The following is a 16,656-nucleotide window of genomic DNA, read 5'->3' as shown; positions in this document are numbered from 1 at the left end:
AAATGGGCCGCCGCTCACTCGATCGTGGTCTCCCCCATGAGGCCCCATGCCCATACCTCGTTGACTCCCGTCGCAGCGACCTCCTCGGGCATCGCTGCGGGATCGTAGAGCATGGTCTGCCCCACCACGGTGTAGGTCTCGCCCTCCTCAAGCGACCCGACGGTGCCCTCGATGTCAGTACCGTCGTTCCAGATCATCCAACCGCCAGTGGCGCCCTCACTATCAACGTCACCGTCCCCGTCGATGTCCGCGGGTGCCTCGAAGTACGCGTCGACCCGCCCCACGACCACACCATCGCTATCGAGGAACATCAACGTGCCGTCAGTCGCGACCGCGCGGCCGTCCCAACTTTGGTCGAAGGACGCGCTACCGCCACTCTCAAGCACCTCCATGGACACCGTGGAGGGTGCGGGAGGCAGCAGCGATCGCTCGGGGTCCTCCCCGTAGTCAAAGGTCAGCACACGGTCGTCGAGGGGAGTGGCCCCCAGGATCTCCCCTGGGCGTCTCTGAATGATGCCGTCGCCAGCCTCGCTCAGTGGCGCCCCCTGCTGCGCGATAGCGTCACGGATGACCGCTTGCACCGAGGGCACGGGCTCAAGGTTGGCGCGTGTGTCGAGCACGGCGTCGATCTGGGCTTGCGTCACGGGTGAGGCCGATGCCGTGGGTTCAGGCGTGGTGGGGTCGCCGGGTTGAGGGGCGTAGTCGACGGTGGTGCCGTCCAGACCTTGGGCGTCGACGAAAGTCACCAACGGTTCGCCGGACTCGTCCTTCACCTGGACAAGGGTGTGCAACTCGGCAGGACCGGGCGGGATGGGCCGCGTGGCGGCGGTGGACTGGTAGTGACACACGCCTGGTTGGATGAGAGAGACCAGCGCCAGTGAGGAGCGGTCCGCGCCGCTGTCGTAGTCGGCTCCGTCCCCCGATACCCACAGCGGCTCCTCGGTGAGGACGTTCATGGGCCAGGACATCATGGGGCTGTGCACCCGGTCCTGGGACACCAGGAAGGCGAGCGCCTCCACCTCGTAGAGCTGGTCGCCCGGCCACGTGAACTCGAACTGAACCCCGACCATGTCGCCGCTCGAAGAATCCGACGGCGCATGCTCCAGCATCACGGCCTCGCCCTGCTCGTGCTCAGTGACGGACTCCGGTCCGTTCCACGCGTCGGCGTCCATCGAGAACAGGTGGGCGTCGATCAAGATCCCTAAGTCTCGTACCTCATCAGACGCGAGGGCGACTCCGGGCTCGGCCCACGGCACGTACGGCTCCATCGAAGAAGAACAGACATCCATGCCAAAGTCTGGAGGCATAGGCGCTACGTCGGGTGCCACGGTGCCATCAGCGACCTGCATAGCCGGTAGTGGGGGCTCGGGCGCGAGCATCCACGCGCCAGTCGCGACCACGGCAACCCCAGCCGTGCCCACGAGCGCCGCCCGCACCCCGCGCGTGCGCCTGCGGGTGCGGGCCGCCCGGGCGAGGTCAGCGGGTACGGCAGTGCTGGCCAGCGTGGCAGCGACGGCGTCGCCGTGTGGGCCGGCGCTCGAGCGAAGTTCATCTCCGATGCGGCTCACCTCGCACCTCCAGGCACCAGGTCCACGTGCTCGGCGTGGTGCGCATGGGCGATGCCGAGCGCGCGCGCCAACTCTGACCGGCCAAACGCCACATCCGCCTCGACGGCGTGCGCGGGTAGTCGCATAGCCCGCGCGATCTGCTCGGTCTCCAAGTGGTCAATCTCTGCCATCACCACTGCCACCCGTACGCGGGGCTCGAGGCCACTCAGGGCTCGTGCGAGGGCGACGGCGCCGGGGGCGTCCGCGTGGCGACCCTGCTCGTCGCGGAGCTCTGGAACCGACCCGTCGAGGTCCGCCAGCACGGCGTCGTCTCCTTCGCGAACGTCGTGGCGGTCATCCTCAGGTGCCGCCTGCGGCTCCTCGCCACTGCCGCCCTTGACGGCATCGGACCCCTGCCCCGGAGCCGGCGGTTCCCACAGCGACGCGTCGTACGTCAGCGCTGGCCCGGACACGTCGTCCGCGCCCGCCCCGCTCGCTGTGGACGCGGGCGCGGGACTGGCCTCTTGGTGTGGCCGGTACTCCCATGCGGACAGGTCCACGGCATCGGCCCCAGCAGAGTCGCTTTCCCGACCCGGCTCACCTGCCGCCAATGAGGCCCGGTCCGCGGGTATCGCGGCCGCGGCCTCGCCAAGCTCTTCATGGTCGCGGCCACGTTGTGCCCGCTTGGCGTCACGCGCGGCGAGGCGCCGCATCTGCGCACGGACGGCATCCTCGGTCGCCTCGGCATCGCGCGGGCGGCGCGCCCGGCTGAGCGCCTCGACCATTGCTGACTGAACAAGGTCCGCGGCGGCGGACTCGGAGCCGGCGAGGAGCCACCCGTAAGCGCCCAGCCGCGCGCCTGACTCGGCGAGCACCTCCTCGATGAGGTGCGTCCGGTCACCCATGGATCCCCCTGGTGGCAAGATTTCGCTGTTTTACGCCCCCATAACAACCAGATGGCTCCATTTGGCTGGTGAGCGAGGGCATAACAGCCAAAAAGTGCCACTGGGAGGGCGTTGCGTCGCATCCTACGGACCCCGCGTGCCGAAAATCTACCGGGGGGTGACGGACCTCACTCGTCTTCCACCACGGTGGTGCCGATCACGGCCCACGCCACGGGGTCCGCGTGATTGATCTCCCAGAAGGTGTTCCAGGTCTGCTGGCCAATCACACTGGCGACCTCGCCTACCTCCGCGACCACGGTGTACGTCCCGGGAACGATTCCCTGGACCTCGGCGCACAGGGCGGGAGTCACGTCAATGACCCACGCGTCCCCATCTGGGCCAAAGGTGGCGGGCATGTGACCCACCTGATCGCCATCCTGATCAATAAAGTGCAGCACGCCGGGTGTGCCGAATGTGGGCTCGGTTACTTCAGCAGCGGCTGCCGGATCAGCGTGCAGTTCCGACAGCGACACTGTCGCTGGGGCCGGTGGCACGTCAACATCGACAGGCAGCACTGCCTGAGCCACCGGCTCCGCGACGGGCACGCCGCACTTAGACGGCCCCGACAGGCCCGCGCCGGCCTGCTCCAACGGTTGCCCGTCGCTCGCCAGCGCTTCCGCGAGCGCCACCTCAGCTGGAGCGGTGGGGCCGATGTCCGCACGCCGCGCGCGCTCGGCCACAACCTCGTCGTCCGTCACCGGCTCAATGTCGACCCCGAGTCCAGCCTCGACGGCATCAGGGTAGGAGACCGTAAGTCCGTCGATGCCATTGGCGTCGACATAGGTGGCCAACGGCACGCCCGCTTCGTCTTGGACCTGCACCAAGGTGTGCACGACGGCCTGCTCCGCCGGCACCAGCCCCACGGGATCATCGCCATCGCCGCGCAAACAATTGGCGGTGTTGACATCCGCACCCACGTACGTGGTCGTCGTGTTCGACGGCGCCGCGTATCCCTTCCAGTCCTGCGGGGCGACATCCCCCACGATGGGCGAATCCCACGCGTAGAAGTCGCTCACCACCCGCCCTTCCGACACCAGAAACGCCGCCGCCTCCACCGTGTAGGGGGCATCACCTTCCCACGACACCGTGAACTGAGCACCCCACCCGACAGGATCGACGTCGCCATGTGCCGACCGGGAAGCGTCGAAGTGAGGACCGGGGTCGAAGGCTTCGACGTTGTCCCCTTCGCCCCATCGGTAGAAGGTCGCTTCCACCTGGAGACCCAAACGCAGGACGTCCTCGGAGGCGATCGTCACGCCGGGTTCCGTCCAGGGCACATAGGCGGGCGCACCATCGCGGAAGCAGCCCATGTCCCCGAAGTCCCCGGGAACAACGTCCACCGTGCCAACACGGGCGTCCACAAGCTCGTCGGCCGGCTCTGGGTGGTGCGGCTGGACCGCCCACACACCTGCGCCGACCAGGCCGACCGCGGCGATCGCGAGCGCCGCGTGTCCCTGGGTGCGGCGGCGGCGTCCAGCAGCAATGGCGTCGTGCGTGCGCTCGGCCACCGCGTCGGGATCCATCCGCGCGGCCATCGTCTCTCCGTGGCGCGCGGCACTGCGGTGCAGGCCATCGAACATGTCGTTCATCGCTTCGCTCCCTTCACGGGCACGGACTCGGGCTCATCGTCTGCCACCCCAAGCAGGGGCGCCAGCGCGGCACGACCATCAGCGAGGTACTTCTTCACGGTCCCGGCGGATAGACCCATGGCCTGCGCCACATCCTCGACGGTCAGGTCGTCGTAGTAGCGCAACGCGATCGCGGTGCGCACGCGCGGTGCGAGTGTCGCCAGTGCACGCGACACCTCGTCTTTGGCGCCAATGTCCTCAGCGGGGTCGGCCAGGACCTGCGTGGGCACCACCCGCGATTTCACGCGTCCCCACGTGGAATGCCGCCGCAGGCCGTCAACGTGGACAGTTCGCATGGCCGCGCGCACGTACGCCTCTGCGGCACGGACATCGGTCAGGCGGCGCTTGCGGACAAACGTCTTCACGATCGCCGCTTGCACCAGTTCCTCGCCCGCATGCTCGGAACCGGTAAGAATCCAGCCGTATGAGGCCAGTCGCGCACCAGCTTCCCTGAGTACCTCGGCGACAACCTCGTCGTGAGAGGCGCGCCGTGAAGGCACGCCATGGCCTTGTCCGGCTCCCTGCGGCGTGCTGCTCATACCCATAAGACGGATACTCCCACCGCTGGGGTGGGGGTGGTCCTAGGACTTCTTCTTGGGCGCGGCCTTCTTGGCGGTCTTCTTCGCGGCGGGTTTGCGGGCCGTCGAGCGCTTCTTCGCCGGACCCTTGGCTCGCTTGTCCGCGATGAGCTCGAAGGCACGCTCCTCCGTCAGCGCCTCGACGTTCTCCGCCTTCGGGATGGTCGCATTGACCTCGCCGTCGGTGACGTACGGGCCAAAGCGGCCGTCCTTGACCACCACGGGCTTGCCGGACACCGGGTCCGCGCCAAACTCCTTCAGCGGCGGTGCCGCCGTGCGTCCGCGCCCACGCTTGGGCTGCGCGTAAATGGCCAGCGCCTCGTCCAGCGTGATGGACAGCAGCTGCTCCTCGGACTCGATGGTGCGCGAGTCCGTGCCCTTCTTCAGGTACGGGCCATAACGACCGTTCTGCGCGGTAATGGCCTCACCCGACTCCGGGTCCTCTCCCACCACACGCGGCAGCGACATGAGCCTCACCGCGTCGTCAAGAGTCACGGTCTCCAGCGACATCGACTTGAACAGCGACGCTGTCTTGGGCTTACCCTTCGCGTCCTCCGGCAACTGTTCCGTCACGTAGGGACCAAAGCGACCGGCCTTCGCGACGATCGTGGTGCCGAGCGTGGGGTGCTCGCCCAGGACGCGCTCGTCGCCTCCCTGGTTCGCGAACAGTTCCTCGGCCTTGGCAACGGTGAGGTCGCCCGGCGCCAGCTCATCCGGGATCGATGCCGTCTGCTTCTCGTCATCTACCACCCGCTCCACGAAGGGGCCATACCGGCCGTTGTGGGCGGTGATGCCGTTGCCAATCTCAAAGGTGTTCACGGCGCGGGCGTTGATCTCGCCCATGTTGTCGAGAAGTTCTCGCAACCCCTGTTGAGGCGCGTCGGCTCCGCCAAAGTAGAACTCGTGCAGCCAGTCCCGCATTGACCGCTCGCCGGCGGCAATACGGTCCAGGCCCGCCTCCATGTCCGCGGTAAATCCGTAGTCCACGAGCGTGGGGAAGTGCTGCTCAAGCAAGGTGATGATGTTGAACGCCAGCCAGGTGGGGACCAGCACCTTCTTATCCACATTCACGTAGCCGCGGTCAATGATGACGTCTACCGTGGCCGCGTAGGTGGACGGGCGGCCGAGCTTGCGGTCCTCGAGCTCCTTAATCATGGAGCCCTGGGTGAACCGCGGCGGGGGGTTGGTCGCGTGGATCAGCGGTTCAAGGTCGGAGGCCTCCATGGCGTCCCCTGTGGCGACCTGAGGCAGGCGCGCGTCGCCGTCAGAGGGCTGCTTGCCGTCCTCGTCCTCGTACCGCGACTTGTCGGTGGACTCGATGTACAGCGCGCGGAATCCCGGCGACGTCAGGATCGTGCCGGACTTCGAGAACTCAACGGCGTGCCCAGCGGAGGAGGTAGCGCCCACCGTGATCGTGGAGGTGGTGCCCACGGCATCGGCCATCTGTGAAGCCAAGGTGCGCTTCCAGATCATCTCGTACATACGGAACTCGTCACCGCGCAGTTGACTGCGCAGCGACTCCGGCGTGCGGAAGCGGTCTCCCGCAGGGCGGATCGCCTCGTGCGCCTCTTGGGCGTTGGAGTCGCCCGACGCATACACGCGCGGCGAGGTCGGGACGGCATCAGAGCCGAAGAGTTCGATCGCCTGCGAACGCGCAGCCTTGGTGGCCTCAGCGGACAGCGCGGGCGAGTCCGAACGCATATAGGTGATGAAACCCTGCTGGTACAGCGCCTGCGCCACACCCATGGCCTGACGCGCGCCAAGACCCAACTTGCGCGAGGCCTCCTGAATGAGGGAAGACGTGATGAACGGCGCAGCTGGGCGCTTCTTGTACGGCTTGGAGGTGACGTCGACCACGGAGAAGTCGGCGTGAGCGAGCCCCGAGGCCAGCGCGCCGGCCTCAGCGGCCGTCACGTGGTGCGCCTTGGCGTTCGTCATCACGCCGCGGTCGTCGAAGTCCTTACCGGTTGCGACGCGTTTGCCGTCGACCTTGGCGAGGCGAGCCACGAAACCCACGCCGGCATCGGCCCCCGTCACGGCGGCGAAGCGGGCCGTGAGGTCCCAGTACTCCGCGACCTGGAAGGCCATACGCTCGCGCTCGCGGTCCACGACCAGGCGCAGCGCGACCGACTGAACGCGCCCGGCAGAGGACCCCTGGCCCACCTTGCGACGCATCACGTCCGACATGTCCCAGCCGTACAGGCGGTCCAGAACACGGCGGGTCTCTTGCGCCTCCACCATCTCCATGTCGACCTCGCGCGGCGATGCCAATGCGCGGTCAATGCCCTCGCGGGTGATCTCGTGGAAAGCCAGGCGCTTCACGGGCACCTTGGGCTTGAGAACCTCAAGCAAGTGCCACGCGATGGCCTCTCCCTCGCGGTCTTCATCTGTTGCCAGGTAGAGCTCGTCGGCGTCCTTGAGCTTGCGCTTAATGTCAGCGACCGTCTTCTTGGCGCGCGGCGAGACTTGGTAGTAGGCCTCGAAGTCGTTGTCGACGTCCACGCCGTACTTGCCAAACGGCCCCTTCTTGACCTCGGCAGGCATGTCCCGGGGTTCGGGGATGTCGCGGATGTGTCCCACAGAGGACACGACCTCATACTCGTCCCCCAGGTAGCCGCCGATCGTGCCTGCCTTGGTGGGCGACTCGACGATGACGAGCTTGTGGGCCATATGGAAGTCCTACCTTCGGGTCAAGTGAGGGGATGCGGCCTGCCGGATTGGTTGGGCCGAGACGCTCACAGAATACATAGGTGCACGGCGGTGTCCATCGGGATGTCGGCGCCGGCCGTAGGCCGGGTCCATTGTTGTAGGCGCGGGTGTTTACCCGCCGGCCAGCCAAGCGTGCCACGATGGGCGGGTGACTTCTGACGCCGTATCCCCGCTCATGCGCCGCATTGCCGACGAGTACATCCGCCCTCGATTCCGCGCCTTGTCGGAGGGCCAAGTGTCGGAGAAGGACGGTCCAGGGGACCTGGTGACGATCGCGGATATCGAGGCCGAGCACGCGCTCACGCCCTTGCTTCGTGAGATCGAGGACATTCCCGTGGTGGGTGAAGAGGCGACGGCTGAGGACCCCACGCTTCCGGACGTTCTGGGTGAAGCCGATGCGGCATGGACGGTCGACCCCGTGGACGGCACCTGGAACTTTGCCCACGGCCGCGCGGACTATGCGGTGATGGTGGCTCACGTGGTGGAGGGCGACACGCACGCGGGGTGGATTCTGCAACCGGAGACGGGCGATCTGATTGATGGCGTGGTAGGCGGCGGCGCGCAGGTCACCAGCCGTGCGGGCCACACCCGCGCGCTGAGCGCTCCCACGGGTCCGGTGCGGCCCCTGAACAAGCTGCGCGGCATGGTCGTCACACGGTTCACCCCGCCGGAACTGAAGGAACGCGTCGAGGCGATGCTGCCCGGTCTGGGCGGGCACACGACCCCGCGCATGTGTGCGGGCTGGGACTACTGGGACCTGCTCACCGGCGACGTCGACTTCTTGGTGTATTCGCGCGCCAAGCCCTGGGACCACGCTCCCGGTGCCGCGATCTGCACTGCCGCCGGCTTCGAGGTCCGTTACATCAATGACGGCGCTACCTACCGGCCGGGTCTGCCCGGCCGGCCGTTCTTGGTGGCACGCCCCGGCGAATGGGAGGTCATTGTCGAGGCGTTGGGCGCACCGTAGTTCGCTCACACCGTTCTGACGTGCAGGCGGTGCAGATCGCCGTGGGTCAGCACGTCGGTGAGGCCGCGTTCTCCCAGCTCTTCCGCGTAGTGCGGGTTGGCGAGTGCGGCGCGTGCCTCTTGAATCACCACCCGCGTCATTCCGCGCGCGGTGAGCGTGCCCACGAGGTCGAGGATGCCCTCCCGCGTGTGGACGGTGGGGTCCACTGTGATGCGCACCTCATAGTCCACGCCGGAATTCTGAAGGAGCTCAAGCGAGCGCCACGCGGCCTCGCCCGCCATGGGCACGCCGGTGATGGCGGCATAGTCCGCAGGCGTGCCTTTGATGTCGATGGCCACCCAATCCAGCAGGGGAAGCACCTTCTCCAGCCGTGCGGGATACGGGCCCGCCGTGTGAAGAGCGGTCGCGAACCCTAGGCCGCGGGCCTGGCTGAGGGCCTGCGCGAGGGCGGCATGGCGCGTGGGCTCGCCTCCGGAGAACACCAGTCCGTGCAGCACTCCTTGGCGTTCGCGCATCCACGCGGCTACGTCCGCCCACTTCCACAGGGAGTCCGAGCGGGGCGCCTGCCATCCTGGGTTGTAGCAGTACGTGCAGCGCCATGAGCACCCCTGCAGGTACACCGTGGCGACAATGTGTCCCGGCCAGTCCGCGGTGGAGAAGGGGACAAACTCAGCGACTTCCAACGAGGGCGCGTCACCGTCGGGATGCGTGGTGTCGTCGGGCACGAAGGTCCGCGTGACGGGCATGGCGAGCGCACGGAGCGCTCGGGCGCTGGCTGTGGGCATGAGGTACCTCCGGGGCGCGGTCGATCCGCGTGCACGTTCTTGGGTCTGACCCCATGAAAACCCCTGGTCTACGCCCACAGCGGGGACCCGCGTCCCAATACGCGTGAGACAAGGCTCACGTGAGAGGTTTCACACACCCTCACTGGGGCAGGAGGAACCCGTCCCTCACCAGTTCCCGCAGCGCGGGTGCCAGGCCGGCCACCATGTCGCTCGCGGGCACGTCCAGCAGGGCCGCCAGGGCGTGCGCGATCTGCCCGGCCGTCAGTTCCCCGTCGCACGCACCCACCAGGCCCGCGAGGGCGGTGTCTGCTTTGATGGACCGCCCCAGCCCGCCTCCTTGACGAATAAGGATGTGCTCTGGCTCGTACTGCAGAGGGCGGCCATAGGTCTCCTTGGTCACGTCAGGCGCCACCGTGTACGCGGCGCCCAGGAGATCGTCGTCGCTCGCGCTCGCCAGCCAATCGTGCGCGGCCAGTACGGAGATCAGGTGCGGGCCCAGCGGCGACTGCAAGGTGCCCTCATGCTCTTCGAGACGCCGCAGTGTGGGCGACCCGTGCATCGGCCGCCTCAGCAGCACTGCCCCAAACCCGATTCCCTGGGCACCGGCCGCGTCAAAGCCCGCCATGTACGCCTCGTAGGCCGCATAGAAGCGGGCCTCGTCACGCTCGCGGGTCACGCCGGCGTCGCGCAGCCATGTCTCCGCGTACTCGGCGGGGTCCAGGACGTCGCGCTGGATCACCCACGCGTCTACCGGCACTGACGACTCCGCCAACCACTGCTCCCAGCGCTCCGTCCAGTCGTCGCGGATCAGCCAGTTACCCAAGAACTGCGCCACCCCGCCGGGGTTGAGGCAGGCGCCTACGCCGCTCGCGAGCGCCCCCACAACGCCGTCCCACGCGAGGCCCCCATCGCGGTACTCGAACCGCGGGGTGCCGGGAGGACTGATGACGAACGGTGGGTTCGAGACCACGAGGTCGAACTGCTCCCCCGCAACCGGCTCCAACAGGTGTCCTTCCCGGACGTCCCACGGGGCACCGTCGGGGCGGTTGAGGGCCTCGTTGAACCGTGCAAAGGCAAGGGCTCGGCGCGAAATGTCCGTCGCCACGACCTGCTGCGAATGCTGCGATGCGTGCAGGGCCTGAATCCCGCACCCCGTACCCAGATCCAGTGTGCGCTGCACGGGCGCACGCATCGTGATCGAGGCGAGAGTGGTCGAGGCGCCCCCGACTCCCAACACATGGTCCTCGCGAACGGCGCGTCCGGTCACGGCCTCGCCGTGATCGTGCGCGATCCACCACGCAAGTTCGCCATCCTCGGTCATGGCGCTCGTAGGGCGCAGGTCGACCGTGGCCCGCACCTCATCGTCCGCGCTGGCGCCCGATGCTGCGATGAGTCCCGCTTCGATGCCACCCTGGGCACCCAGCTGGGGAAGGGCCGCATCCGCCTGTGCGCGGGTGAGGGAATCGCCAAAGAGGAACAGTCGACTCAGCAACGCAACGCGATCCTCGCCCGCGGCGCGCGCAGCGAGCCGGCCGGGCAGCACTTGCTCGCGGCCAAAGGCCCGCATGGCACGCTCCCCCACGACATCCTGGACGGCGTCGACGGTCCATTCAGACACGTCGGAACGCAGGCGGTCAGCGGCGTTGGGGCTCAAGTGCGGGGGCGCGGTTGTCACGATCACCAGGCTATCGAAGCGCCCTTCGCTATAGTCCACGCTTGGGTGCGCAATGAGGCGTCGATTAAGAGGGGGAGCACGTGAGACTGAGACCTGACTTCCACGCTTCGTGGGCCGAGGCGGACGCCAAGTTCGAGGAGTTTGTCGCGTCCATCCCTGACCGGCGCGAACAGTTGAGAGCACTCATGGCCGCCACCGGGGGCCCTGAGCTCGACGGCACACCGGCCAGTTTGCAACTACTCAATGACTGGGTGATCGAGTTTGGACTGTCCGACCAGGACGATGGCATGGACTGGTGGCCACTGTGGCGCTACCGCATGAGTCCAGAGGAACGAGCCAAGAAACGAACAATACCCGTGCCAGACAAGGTCTACCGGCTGTGGGAACTCACCGGCATCTACTTCGCCGACATGTGCCTCACACACGACCCCACACTGCAGTGGGTGTGCTGGCGCGGCGACCACCCCATCCACATCAAGAACGCACGGTTTGTGCTCGACCAAGGCCTCGCATCCGACCCGTGGGACGTACTCCAAATCGCCAACGTCGGCATCATCGCAACCATCAGCCAACGTGAACTACGCCCAGACTTGGCGCATCCCGACCGGACGTGGCTCTACGACTGGTACAGCCGCTGGGTCAACCAGCGTCACCACCTGTATGAGACCAAACCCCGCTCCTGGCAAGCCGCCCCCACCGGCAGAAACGCCAACAAACGCATCCCCCACCACCCCGGCGCCTTCGGCCACAACCACCTCCCATGAAGCGCAGGCCCTACATCTACGATTCCTGGAAGGACGCGGACGCGAAGTTCGACGGGTTTGTCGCGTCCATACCTGAGCGGCGTCAGCAGTTGCGTGACCTGATGGCAGCTACAGGCGGCCCCGAGTTGGACGGCACACCAGCCAGCTTGCAACTTCTCAACGACTGGGTCATCGAGTTCGGCCTGTCGGACCAGGACGACGGCATGGACTGGTGGCCACTGTGGCTGTACCGCATGACTTCAGAGGAACGAGCCAAGAAACGAACCATCCCAGTCCCCGACAAGGCCTACCGCCTCTGGGAACTCACCGGAATCTACTTCGCAGACATGTGCCTCACACACGACCCCACCATGCAGTGGGTGTGCTGGCGAGGTGACCACCCGATCGACATTCATAACGCCCAGTTTTACCTCGACCAGGGATTGGCCTACCGTCCAATGGATCCGCTAAGCATCGGCAACGTCGGCATCGGCACGACAATAAGTCAGCGCGAGTTGCGCCCCGACTTAGCACACCCCAAACCCACAGCCCTCGCACGCGCGTTCGACGTGTGGCGTGCTCGCCAGCCCCAATGGTTCGCCGAACAACCTCGCTCCTGGCAAGCAGCCCCCACCGATCGAAAAGCTAACAAACGCATCCCTCACCACCCCGGCGACTTCGGCCACAACCACCTGCCATGAGATTGCGCCCTGGTTTTCATGAATCGTGGGATGCGGCGGACGCTGCGTTCGAGCAGTTCCTGACGACGATTCCTGAGCGCCGTCAGCAACTCCGTGACCTGATGGCCGCGACGGGCGGACCGGAACTTGATGGGACGCCGCAGAGCCTGCTTGACCTAAGCGACTGGTCCATCGAGTTCGCGTTCTCGAATGAGGACGACGGAATGGACTGGCGGCCCTTGTGGCGATACTGGCCTACCGCCGAGGAACTGGCACGCAAGCACAACCCGCCCCTACCTGACTACTTGTACCGCTTGTGGGAACTCACCGGCATCTACCTGGCCGACATGTACCTCGCCCACGACCCCACACTGCAGTGGGTCTGCTGGCGAGGCGATCACCGCATCGACATCAAGAACGCGAAATTCATACTTGACCAAGGACTACTCCGCGAGCCATTAGACCCGATAACCCTCGGCAATATCGGCATCATCAGAGAGTACATCCGGGTCCACGACCCCACCGCGCTCAACCCGAACCCAGCACCACCCAATCGTGACCAGCTCTACAACTGGTACAGCCGCTGGGTCAACCAACGCCACCACCTGTACGAGACCAAACCCCGCTCGTGGCAGGCAGCACCCACCGGCAGAAAAGCCAACAAGCGCATCCCTCACCACCCCGGCGACTTCGGCCAAAACCACCTCCCATGAGAATGAGACCTGACTTCCACGCTTCGTGGGCCGAGGCGGACGCCAAGTTCGAGGAGTTTGTCGCGTCCATCCCTAAGCGGCGCGAACAGTTACGGACTCTCATGGCTGCTACCGGCGGACCCGAGCTCGACGGGACACCAGCCAGCCTCCAGCAACTCAATGACTGGGCAATCGAGTTCGGACTCTCCGACCAGGACGACGCCATGGACTGGTGGCCACTGTGGCTGTACCGCATGACGCCTGAGGAACAAGCCCAGAAACGAACCATGCCCGTGCCAGACAAGGTCTACCGCCGCTGGGAACTCACCGGAATCTACTTCGCGGACATGTGCCTCGCACAGGACCCCACCCTCCAATGGGTCTGCTGGCGCGGTGACCACCCCATCCATATCAAGAACGCCCGCTTCGTGCTCGACCAAGGCCTCGCAACTGACCCATGGGACGTCCTCCAAATCGGCAACGTGGGCGTTGTACGTGCGATCAACCAGCGAGAACTAAGCCCAGATATCGCCCATCCCGAACCGACCCGCCTCTATGACTGGTACAGCCGGTGGGTGAGTCAACGTCACCACCTGTATGAGACCAAACCCCGCTCGTGGCAGGCAGCCCCCACCGGTCGAAAAGCCAACAAGCGCATCCCTCACCACCCCGGCGACTTCGGCCAAAACCACCTGCCCTAGCGGCTACGCCCCATCACGGCACCGCTCGCCTACGCGAACAATCCGTGGCTAAGCCGGCAGGCCCCAGAGCGGACCCGGTGAGCAGCGCTCGGTAGAAGTCGACGCCCCGCTCGAGTGAGGCGATTTCCACGTACTCGTTTGGACCGTGGATCGCTTCGCGCTGCTTCTTGTCCATCGCCAGCGGGGAGAACCGGTACACGGCCGGAGCGATGGCAGCGACGTGCCGTGCATCGGACGCCGCCATCATCACGTAGGGCACCGTCACCGTGCCGGGATAGGACGCCTCGACGGCATCACCAATAGCAAGCCACCGCGGGTCCAGGCCCGTCGGCGACACCGGCGAGGGCTCCGAGGATTCCACGACGTCTACCTGCACCCGTTCGTCGCCGATCGCTTGCTCGAGGTGAGCGATGGTGGCGACGACCGTCGATCCCACGGCGATGCGACAGTTGAGCGTCGCCGTGGCTCGCGTGGCCAGAACGTTCTGCGCTGGCGAGCCTTCCAACATGGTGATGGCCGCGGTGGTGCGCACCATGGCCGCCATTTCCGGCCCCAAGCGCGGAAGCACCCGAGCCAACGGGCCGCGAAGGCGACCCGCACGGCCAAGGACGGCGCGCATCGGCCCTCGTAATTGCGGCGCCACCCCCTCGAACATCTCGACCGAAACGTCGTGCAGCGAGACCGGGAAGGGGTTGTCCTCCACGGCCGCGAGCGCGCGCGCAAGGATTCCGGGCGCGGACTGGCGCGGCGGGGTGGAGGCATGCCCGCCCAGGCCTTCCACCGTCAGCGACAGCGTCGCGATTCCCTTTTCCGACGCCCCTACCACTGCCATGGGCTGCTTCAGCCCCGGAAAGGCCTCCGATGCGACCGCTCCGCCCTCGTCGAGCACCATCCAGGGCTCCACGCCCCGCTCTCGGAGGAGGTCGACAGCCGCGACGGCGGACGCGCCATGCTGCTCCTCGTCGCCACCCATCAAGAGCCACACGTCGCGCGCCGGCGACCAGCCACCGGCGAGGAGCTCCTCAAGCGCCTCGAGCATGACGACCAACGCGCCCTTGTCGTCGAGCGTGCCCCGACCATGCACGCGACCATCGGCGATCACGCCGTCAAAGGGCGGGTGCTCCCAGCCTTCCGCCTGCCAGTCCTGCGGCACGGGCACCACATCCTGATGAGCCATGAGCATCAGGGGGCGCTCCGCCGTCTCACCAGGAAGGCGCATCAGCAGGCCGGCGCGCCCCACGTGGTCGAGCTCGCACGCGGCAAACACGGCCGGGTAGGTCTCGCGCAACAGGGCGTGCAGCGCCGCGAACGTCGCGGACTCGTCCTCCGTCATCTCTCGCGGACCGTCTGGCGCAACCGTGGGGATGCGCACCGCGGCGCTGAGGTGCTCGGCGACGCGCTGGGCGCGCTCAGAGGGCTCGCTAGCACTGCCCTGGGCCGATGCTCGCTTGAGTTTCACGGGTCACTCCCCTTCCGTACGGCGCGGGTCCTGAGCGGCGCTGGGCTCGGCCGGGGCTGCGCTACTGGGATTGGCTCTCACGTCAGCCAGGTCAATTCCTGCCTCCGCCACAAGTGCGTCGCCTCCGGAGGTGAACGCGACCTTGGGCACCACAAACAAGAAGATGGTGGCAACAATGGCTGTGCCGCCGCAGATGGCCCACACCGTCATGTAGCCGCTCAGCGAGCCCGCCTCCGTCGCGCTGCCGTCCAGCGCCGTGCCGGCGCCCGTGACCAACGCGATCGCGAAGGCAGAGGACGCGAAGGCGCCGCCAATGGTCTTGGTCGTGTTCGTCAGGCCCGTCGCGACCCCGGTGTGTTCGGGCGGTGCTGCTGCGGCCGCCGCAGCGGGCAAGGCGGCGACGAGCGCGCCGGACCCCAAGCCCGCGACCACCATGCAAGAGACCACCGCGACCACCCCTCCGTGGAACGGGATCAGGGCCAAATAGCCCACCGCCACCAGCGTGGACGCCCCGATGAGCACTGTGCGAGGAGTCAACCGCGCAGAGATCCGCGCGAACAGGCCCGCTCCTACGAGGAGCGAGAACACGTACGCGCCGATCACGTAGGACGCGGTCGCTGAGGTGAGCCCCAGGCCATAGCCGACCTCGTCGGGATCAGTGCGGGCAAAAGTCGACAGCGGCCCCTGGGCACCCAACACGCTCACGCCAAACAGCGCGGACGTGGCGATGACCGGCCACAAGGCTGGACTGCGAAGCATGGTCATGTCCACAAGCGGGTGCTCCTGGCGCTGTTCAACCTTGACGAAGACCGCCAGCAACGCGACACCCAGGGCAACCATGCCCACCACCCAAAGCGTGACTCCGTCCAGACGCACCAGTGACAGGCCGCCCATGATCGCGAGCAGGCCAATCGTCATGATGGAGGTGCCCAGCGAGTCCAATCTTCCGCCGCCACGCACCCCCGTGTCCGGAACCTTGAGCACCACCACCGCGAGCGCGATCGTGACCATCACTGCGGGAATCAGCAGCGCGCCCCACAGCGGCAAGAGCGCGCCCGCTTGACCGCCTGCGAGCGCTCCACCGATCGCGCCCGCCTGGAGCGCGACCACGATCACACCCGCGCCTTTGCGCGTGAGCGCGGCCGTATGGGGTTGCTGGCGAGCGCGCGCGAAGATGATCGCCACGTTGAGGGGCAGCCACACCACGTAGAAGCCCTGCAACGCCCACGCGGCCACGAACAGCGGAAACGTGGGGGCGAAGGCAATCAGATAGCTCGCGATCATGGTGACAATCAACGACGCAATGAGGATCTTGCGATGGCCGAACATGTCGCCTAGGCGCGCCAGGACCGGCACCACGATGGCGCTTAGCAGCAGTTGCGCGGCCTCAAACCAGTTGATGTCCGCATCGTGAATCCCCAAGTGCCGGGCGATGTCGGTGAACAGGGGCGTGTAATACCCCTGGAGGACTCCGGACGTGGCTTCGACCACCACGAGCGCGCCGACAACGCCGCCGGCGAGGGCACCTTTGCTTGCCATCACACGGCA

General features: G+C 66.8%; 14 protein-coding genes. 5 read left to right on the top strand and 9 right to left on the bottom strand.

Going from position 1 to position 16,656, the window contains the following annotated elements:
- Window positions 1-14 precede the first annotated feature (14 nt).
- The 5 genes from AOP75_RS06875 to topA form a co-directional block, all read right to left on the bottom strand.
- Window positions 15-1,568, bottom strand: a complete 1,554-nt coding sequence (locus AOP75_RS06875) for a hypothetical protein (RefSeq protein WP_062077644.1) — start codon at window positions 1,566-1,568, stop codon at window positions 15-17.
- Window positions 1,565-2,452, bottom strand: coding sequence for a sigma factor-like helix-turn-helix DNA-binding protein (locus AOP75_RS06870; RefSeq protein WP_062077642.1), 888 nt, complete (start codon window positions 2,450-2,452; stop codon window positions 1,565-1,567). Before AOP75_RS06870 ends, AOP75_RS06875 begins: the two co-directional genes overlap by 4 nt.
- A 167-nt stretch (window positions 2,453-2,619) precedes the next feature.
- Complete coding sequence (locus AOP75_RS06865) at window positions 2,620-4,080, bottom strand: hypothetical protein (RefSeq protein WP_062077640.1); 1,461 nt, start codon at window positions 4,078-4,080, stop codon at window positions 2,620-2,622.
- Complete coding sequence (locus tag AOP75_RS06860; RefSeq protein WP_062077638.1) at window positions 4,077-4,619, bottom strand: sigma-70 family RNA polymerase sigma factor; 543 nt, start codon at window positions 4,617-4,619, stop codon at window positions 4,077-4,079. The genes AOP75_RS06865 and AOP75_RS06860 overlap by 4 nt, the downstream gene beginning before the upstream one ends.
- A gap of 81 nt (window positions 4,620-4,700) precedes the next feature.
- Window positions 4,701-7,367: a type I DNA topoisomerase gene (topA, locus tag AOP75_RS06855; protein ID WP_062077636.1), complete on the bottom strand. Its 2,667-nt coding sequence runs from the start codon at window positions 7,365-7,367 to the stop codon at window positions 4,701-4,703.
- 187 nt (window positions 7,368-7,554) lie between these two features.
- On the opposite strand from topA, the gene AOP75_RS06850 reads away from it, so the two are divergent.
- Window positions 7,555-8,373 (top strand): inositol monophosphatase family protein, encoded by an 819-nt coding sequence (locus AOP75_RS06850; RefSeq protein WP_152649984.1) that lies wholly within the window; start codon window positions 7,555-7,557, stop codon window positions 8,371-8,373.
- 5 nt (window positions 8,374-8,378) lie between these two features.
- On the opposite strand, the gene AOP75_RS06845 is transcribed toward AOP75_RS06850, so the two are convergent.
- Both AOP75_RS06845 and AOP75_RS06840 read right to left on the bottom strand, forming a co-directional pair.
- Window positions 8,379-9,158, bottom strand: coding sequence for an anaerobic ribonucleoside-triphosphate reductase activating protein (locus tag AOP75_RS06845; protein ID WP_062077628.1), 780 nt, complete (start codon window positions 9,156-9,158; stop codon window positions 8,379-8,381).
- Between the two features lie 139 nt (window positions 9,159-9,297).
- Window positions 9,298-10,833: a DUF7059 domain-containing protein gene (locus AOP75_RS06840; RefSeq protein ID WP_062078494.1), complete on the bottom strand. Its 1,536-nt coding sequence runs from the start codon at window positions 10,831-10,833 to the stop codon at window positions 9,298-9,300.
- A gap of 80 nt (window positions 10,834-10,913) precedes the next feature.
- On the opposite strand from AOP75_RS06840, the gene AOP75_RS06835 reads away from it, so the two are divergent.
- The 4 genes from AOP75_RS06835 to AOP75_RS06820 are packed head-to-tail and all read left to right on the top strand — an operon-like array spanning window position 10,914 to window position 13,649.
- A complete protein-coding gene (locus tag AOP75_RS06835) occupies window positions 10,914-11,597 on the top strand; it encodes a hypothetical protein (RefSeq protein ID WP_062077626.1) in 684 nt (227 codons plus the stop codon).
- Complete coding sequence (locus tag AOP75_RS06830) at window positions 11,594-12,277, top strand: hypothetical protein (protein ID WP_062077624.1); 684 nt, start codon at window positions 11,594-11,596, stop codon at window positions 12,275-12,277. The genes AOP75_RS06835 and AOP75_RS06830 overlap by 4 nt, the downstream gene beginning before the upstream one ends.
- The gene (locus tag AOP75_RS06825) at window positions 12,274-12,969 is read left to right on the top strand and encodes a hypothetical protein (protein WP_152649983.1); all 696 of its coding nucleotides are present in this window, start codon (window positions 12,274-12,276) and stop codon (window positions 12,967-12,969) included. The genes AOP75_RS06830 and AOP75_RS06825 overlap by 4 nt, the downstream gene beginning before the upstream one ends.
- The gene (locus tag AOP75_RS06820; protein WP_152649982.1) at window positions 12,966-13,649 is read left to right on the top strand and encodes a hypothetical protein; all 684 of its coding nucleotides are present in this window, start codon (window positions 12,966-12,968) and stop codon (window positions 13,647-13,649) included. The genes AOP75_RS06825 and AOP75_RS06820 overlap by 4 nt, the downstream gene beginning before the upstream one ends.
- A 13-nt stretch (window positions 13,650-13,662) precedes the next feature.
- Here AOP75_RS06820 and AOP75_RS06815 read toward each other — a convergent pair whose 3' ends face one another.
- Entirely contained in the window at window positions 13,663-15,108 is a 1,446-nt protein-coding gene (locus tag AOP75_RS06815; RefSeq protein ID WP_152649981.1) for a M20/M25/M40 family metallo-hydrolase, read from the bottom strand.
- Window positions 15,109-15,111: 3 nt separating this feature from the next.
- Window positions 15,112-16,647: an MFS transporter gene (locus AOP75_RS06810; protein WP_062077619.1), complete on the bottom strand. Its 1,536-nt coding sequence runs from the start codon at window positions 16,645-16,647 to the stop codon at window positions 15,112-15,114.
- Between the last annotated feature and the right edge of the window lie 9 nt (window positions 16,648-16,656).

Origin of the sequence: Demequina globuliformis, from assembly GCF_000975155.1 — a bacterium.
GTDB classification, from domain to species: domain Bacteria; phylum Actinomycetota; class Actinomycetes; order Actinomycetales; family Demequinaceae; genus Demequina; species Demequina globuliformis.
The sequence above is the reverse complement of the archived record's forward strand: the minus strand, read 5'-3'. Positions and strand labels throughout refer to the sequence as shown.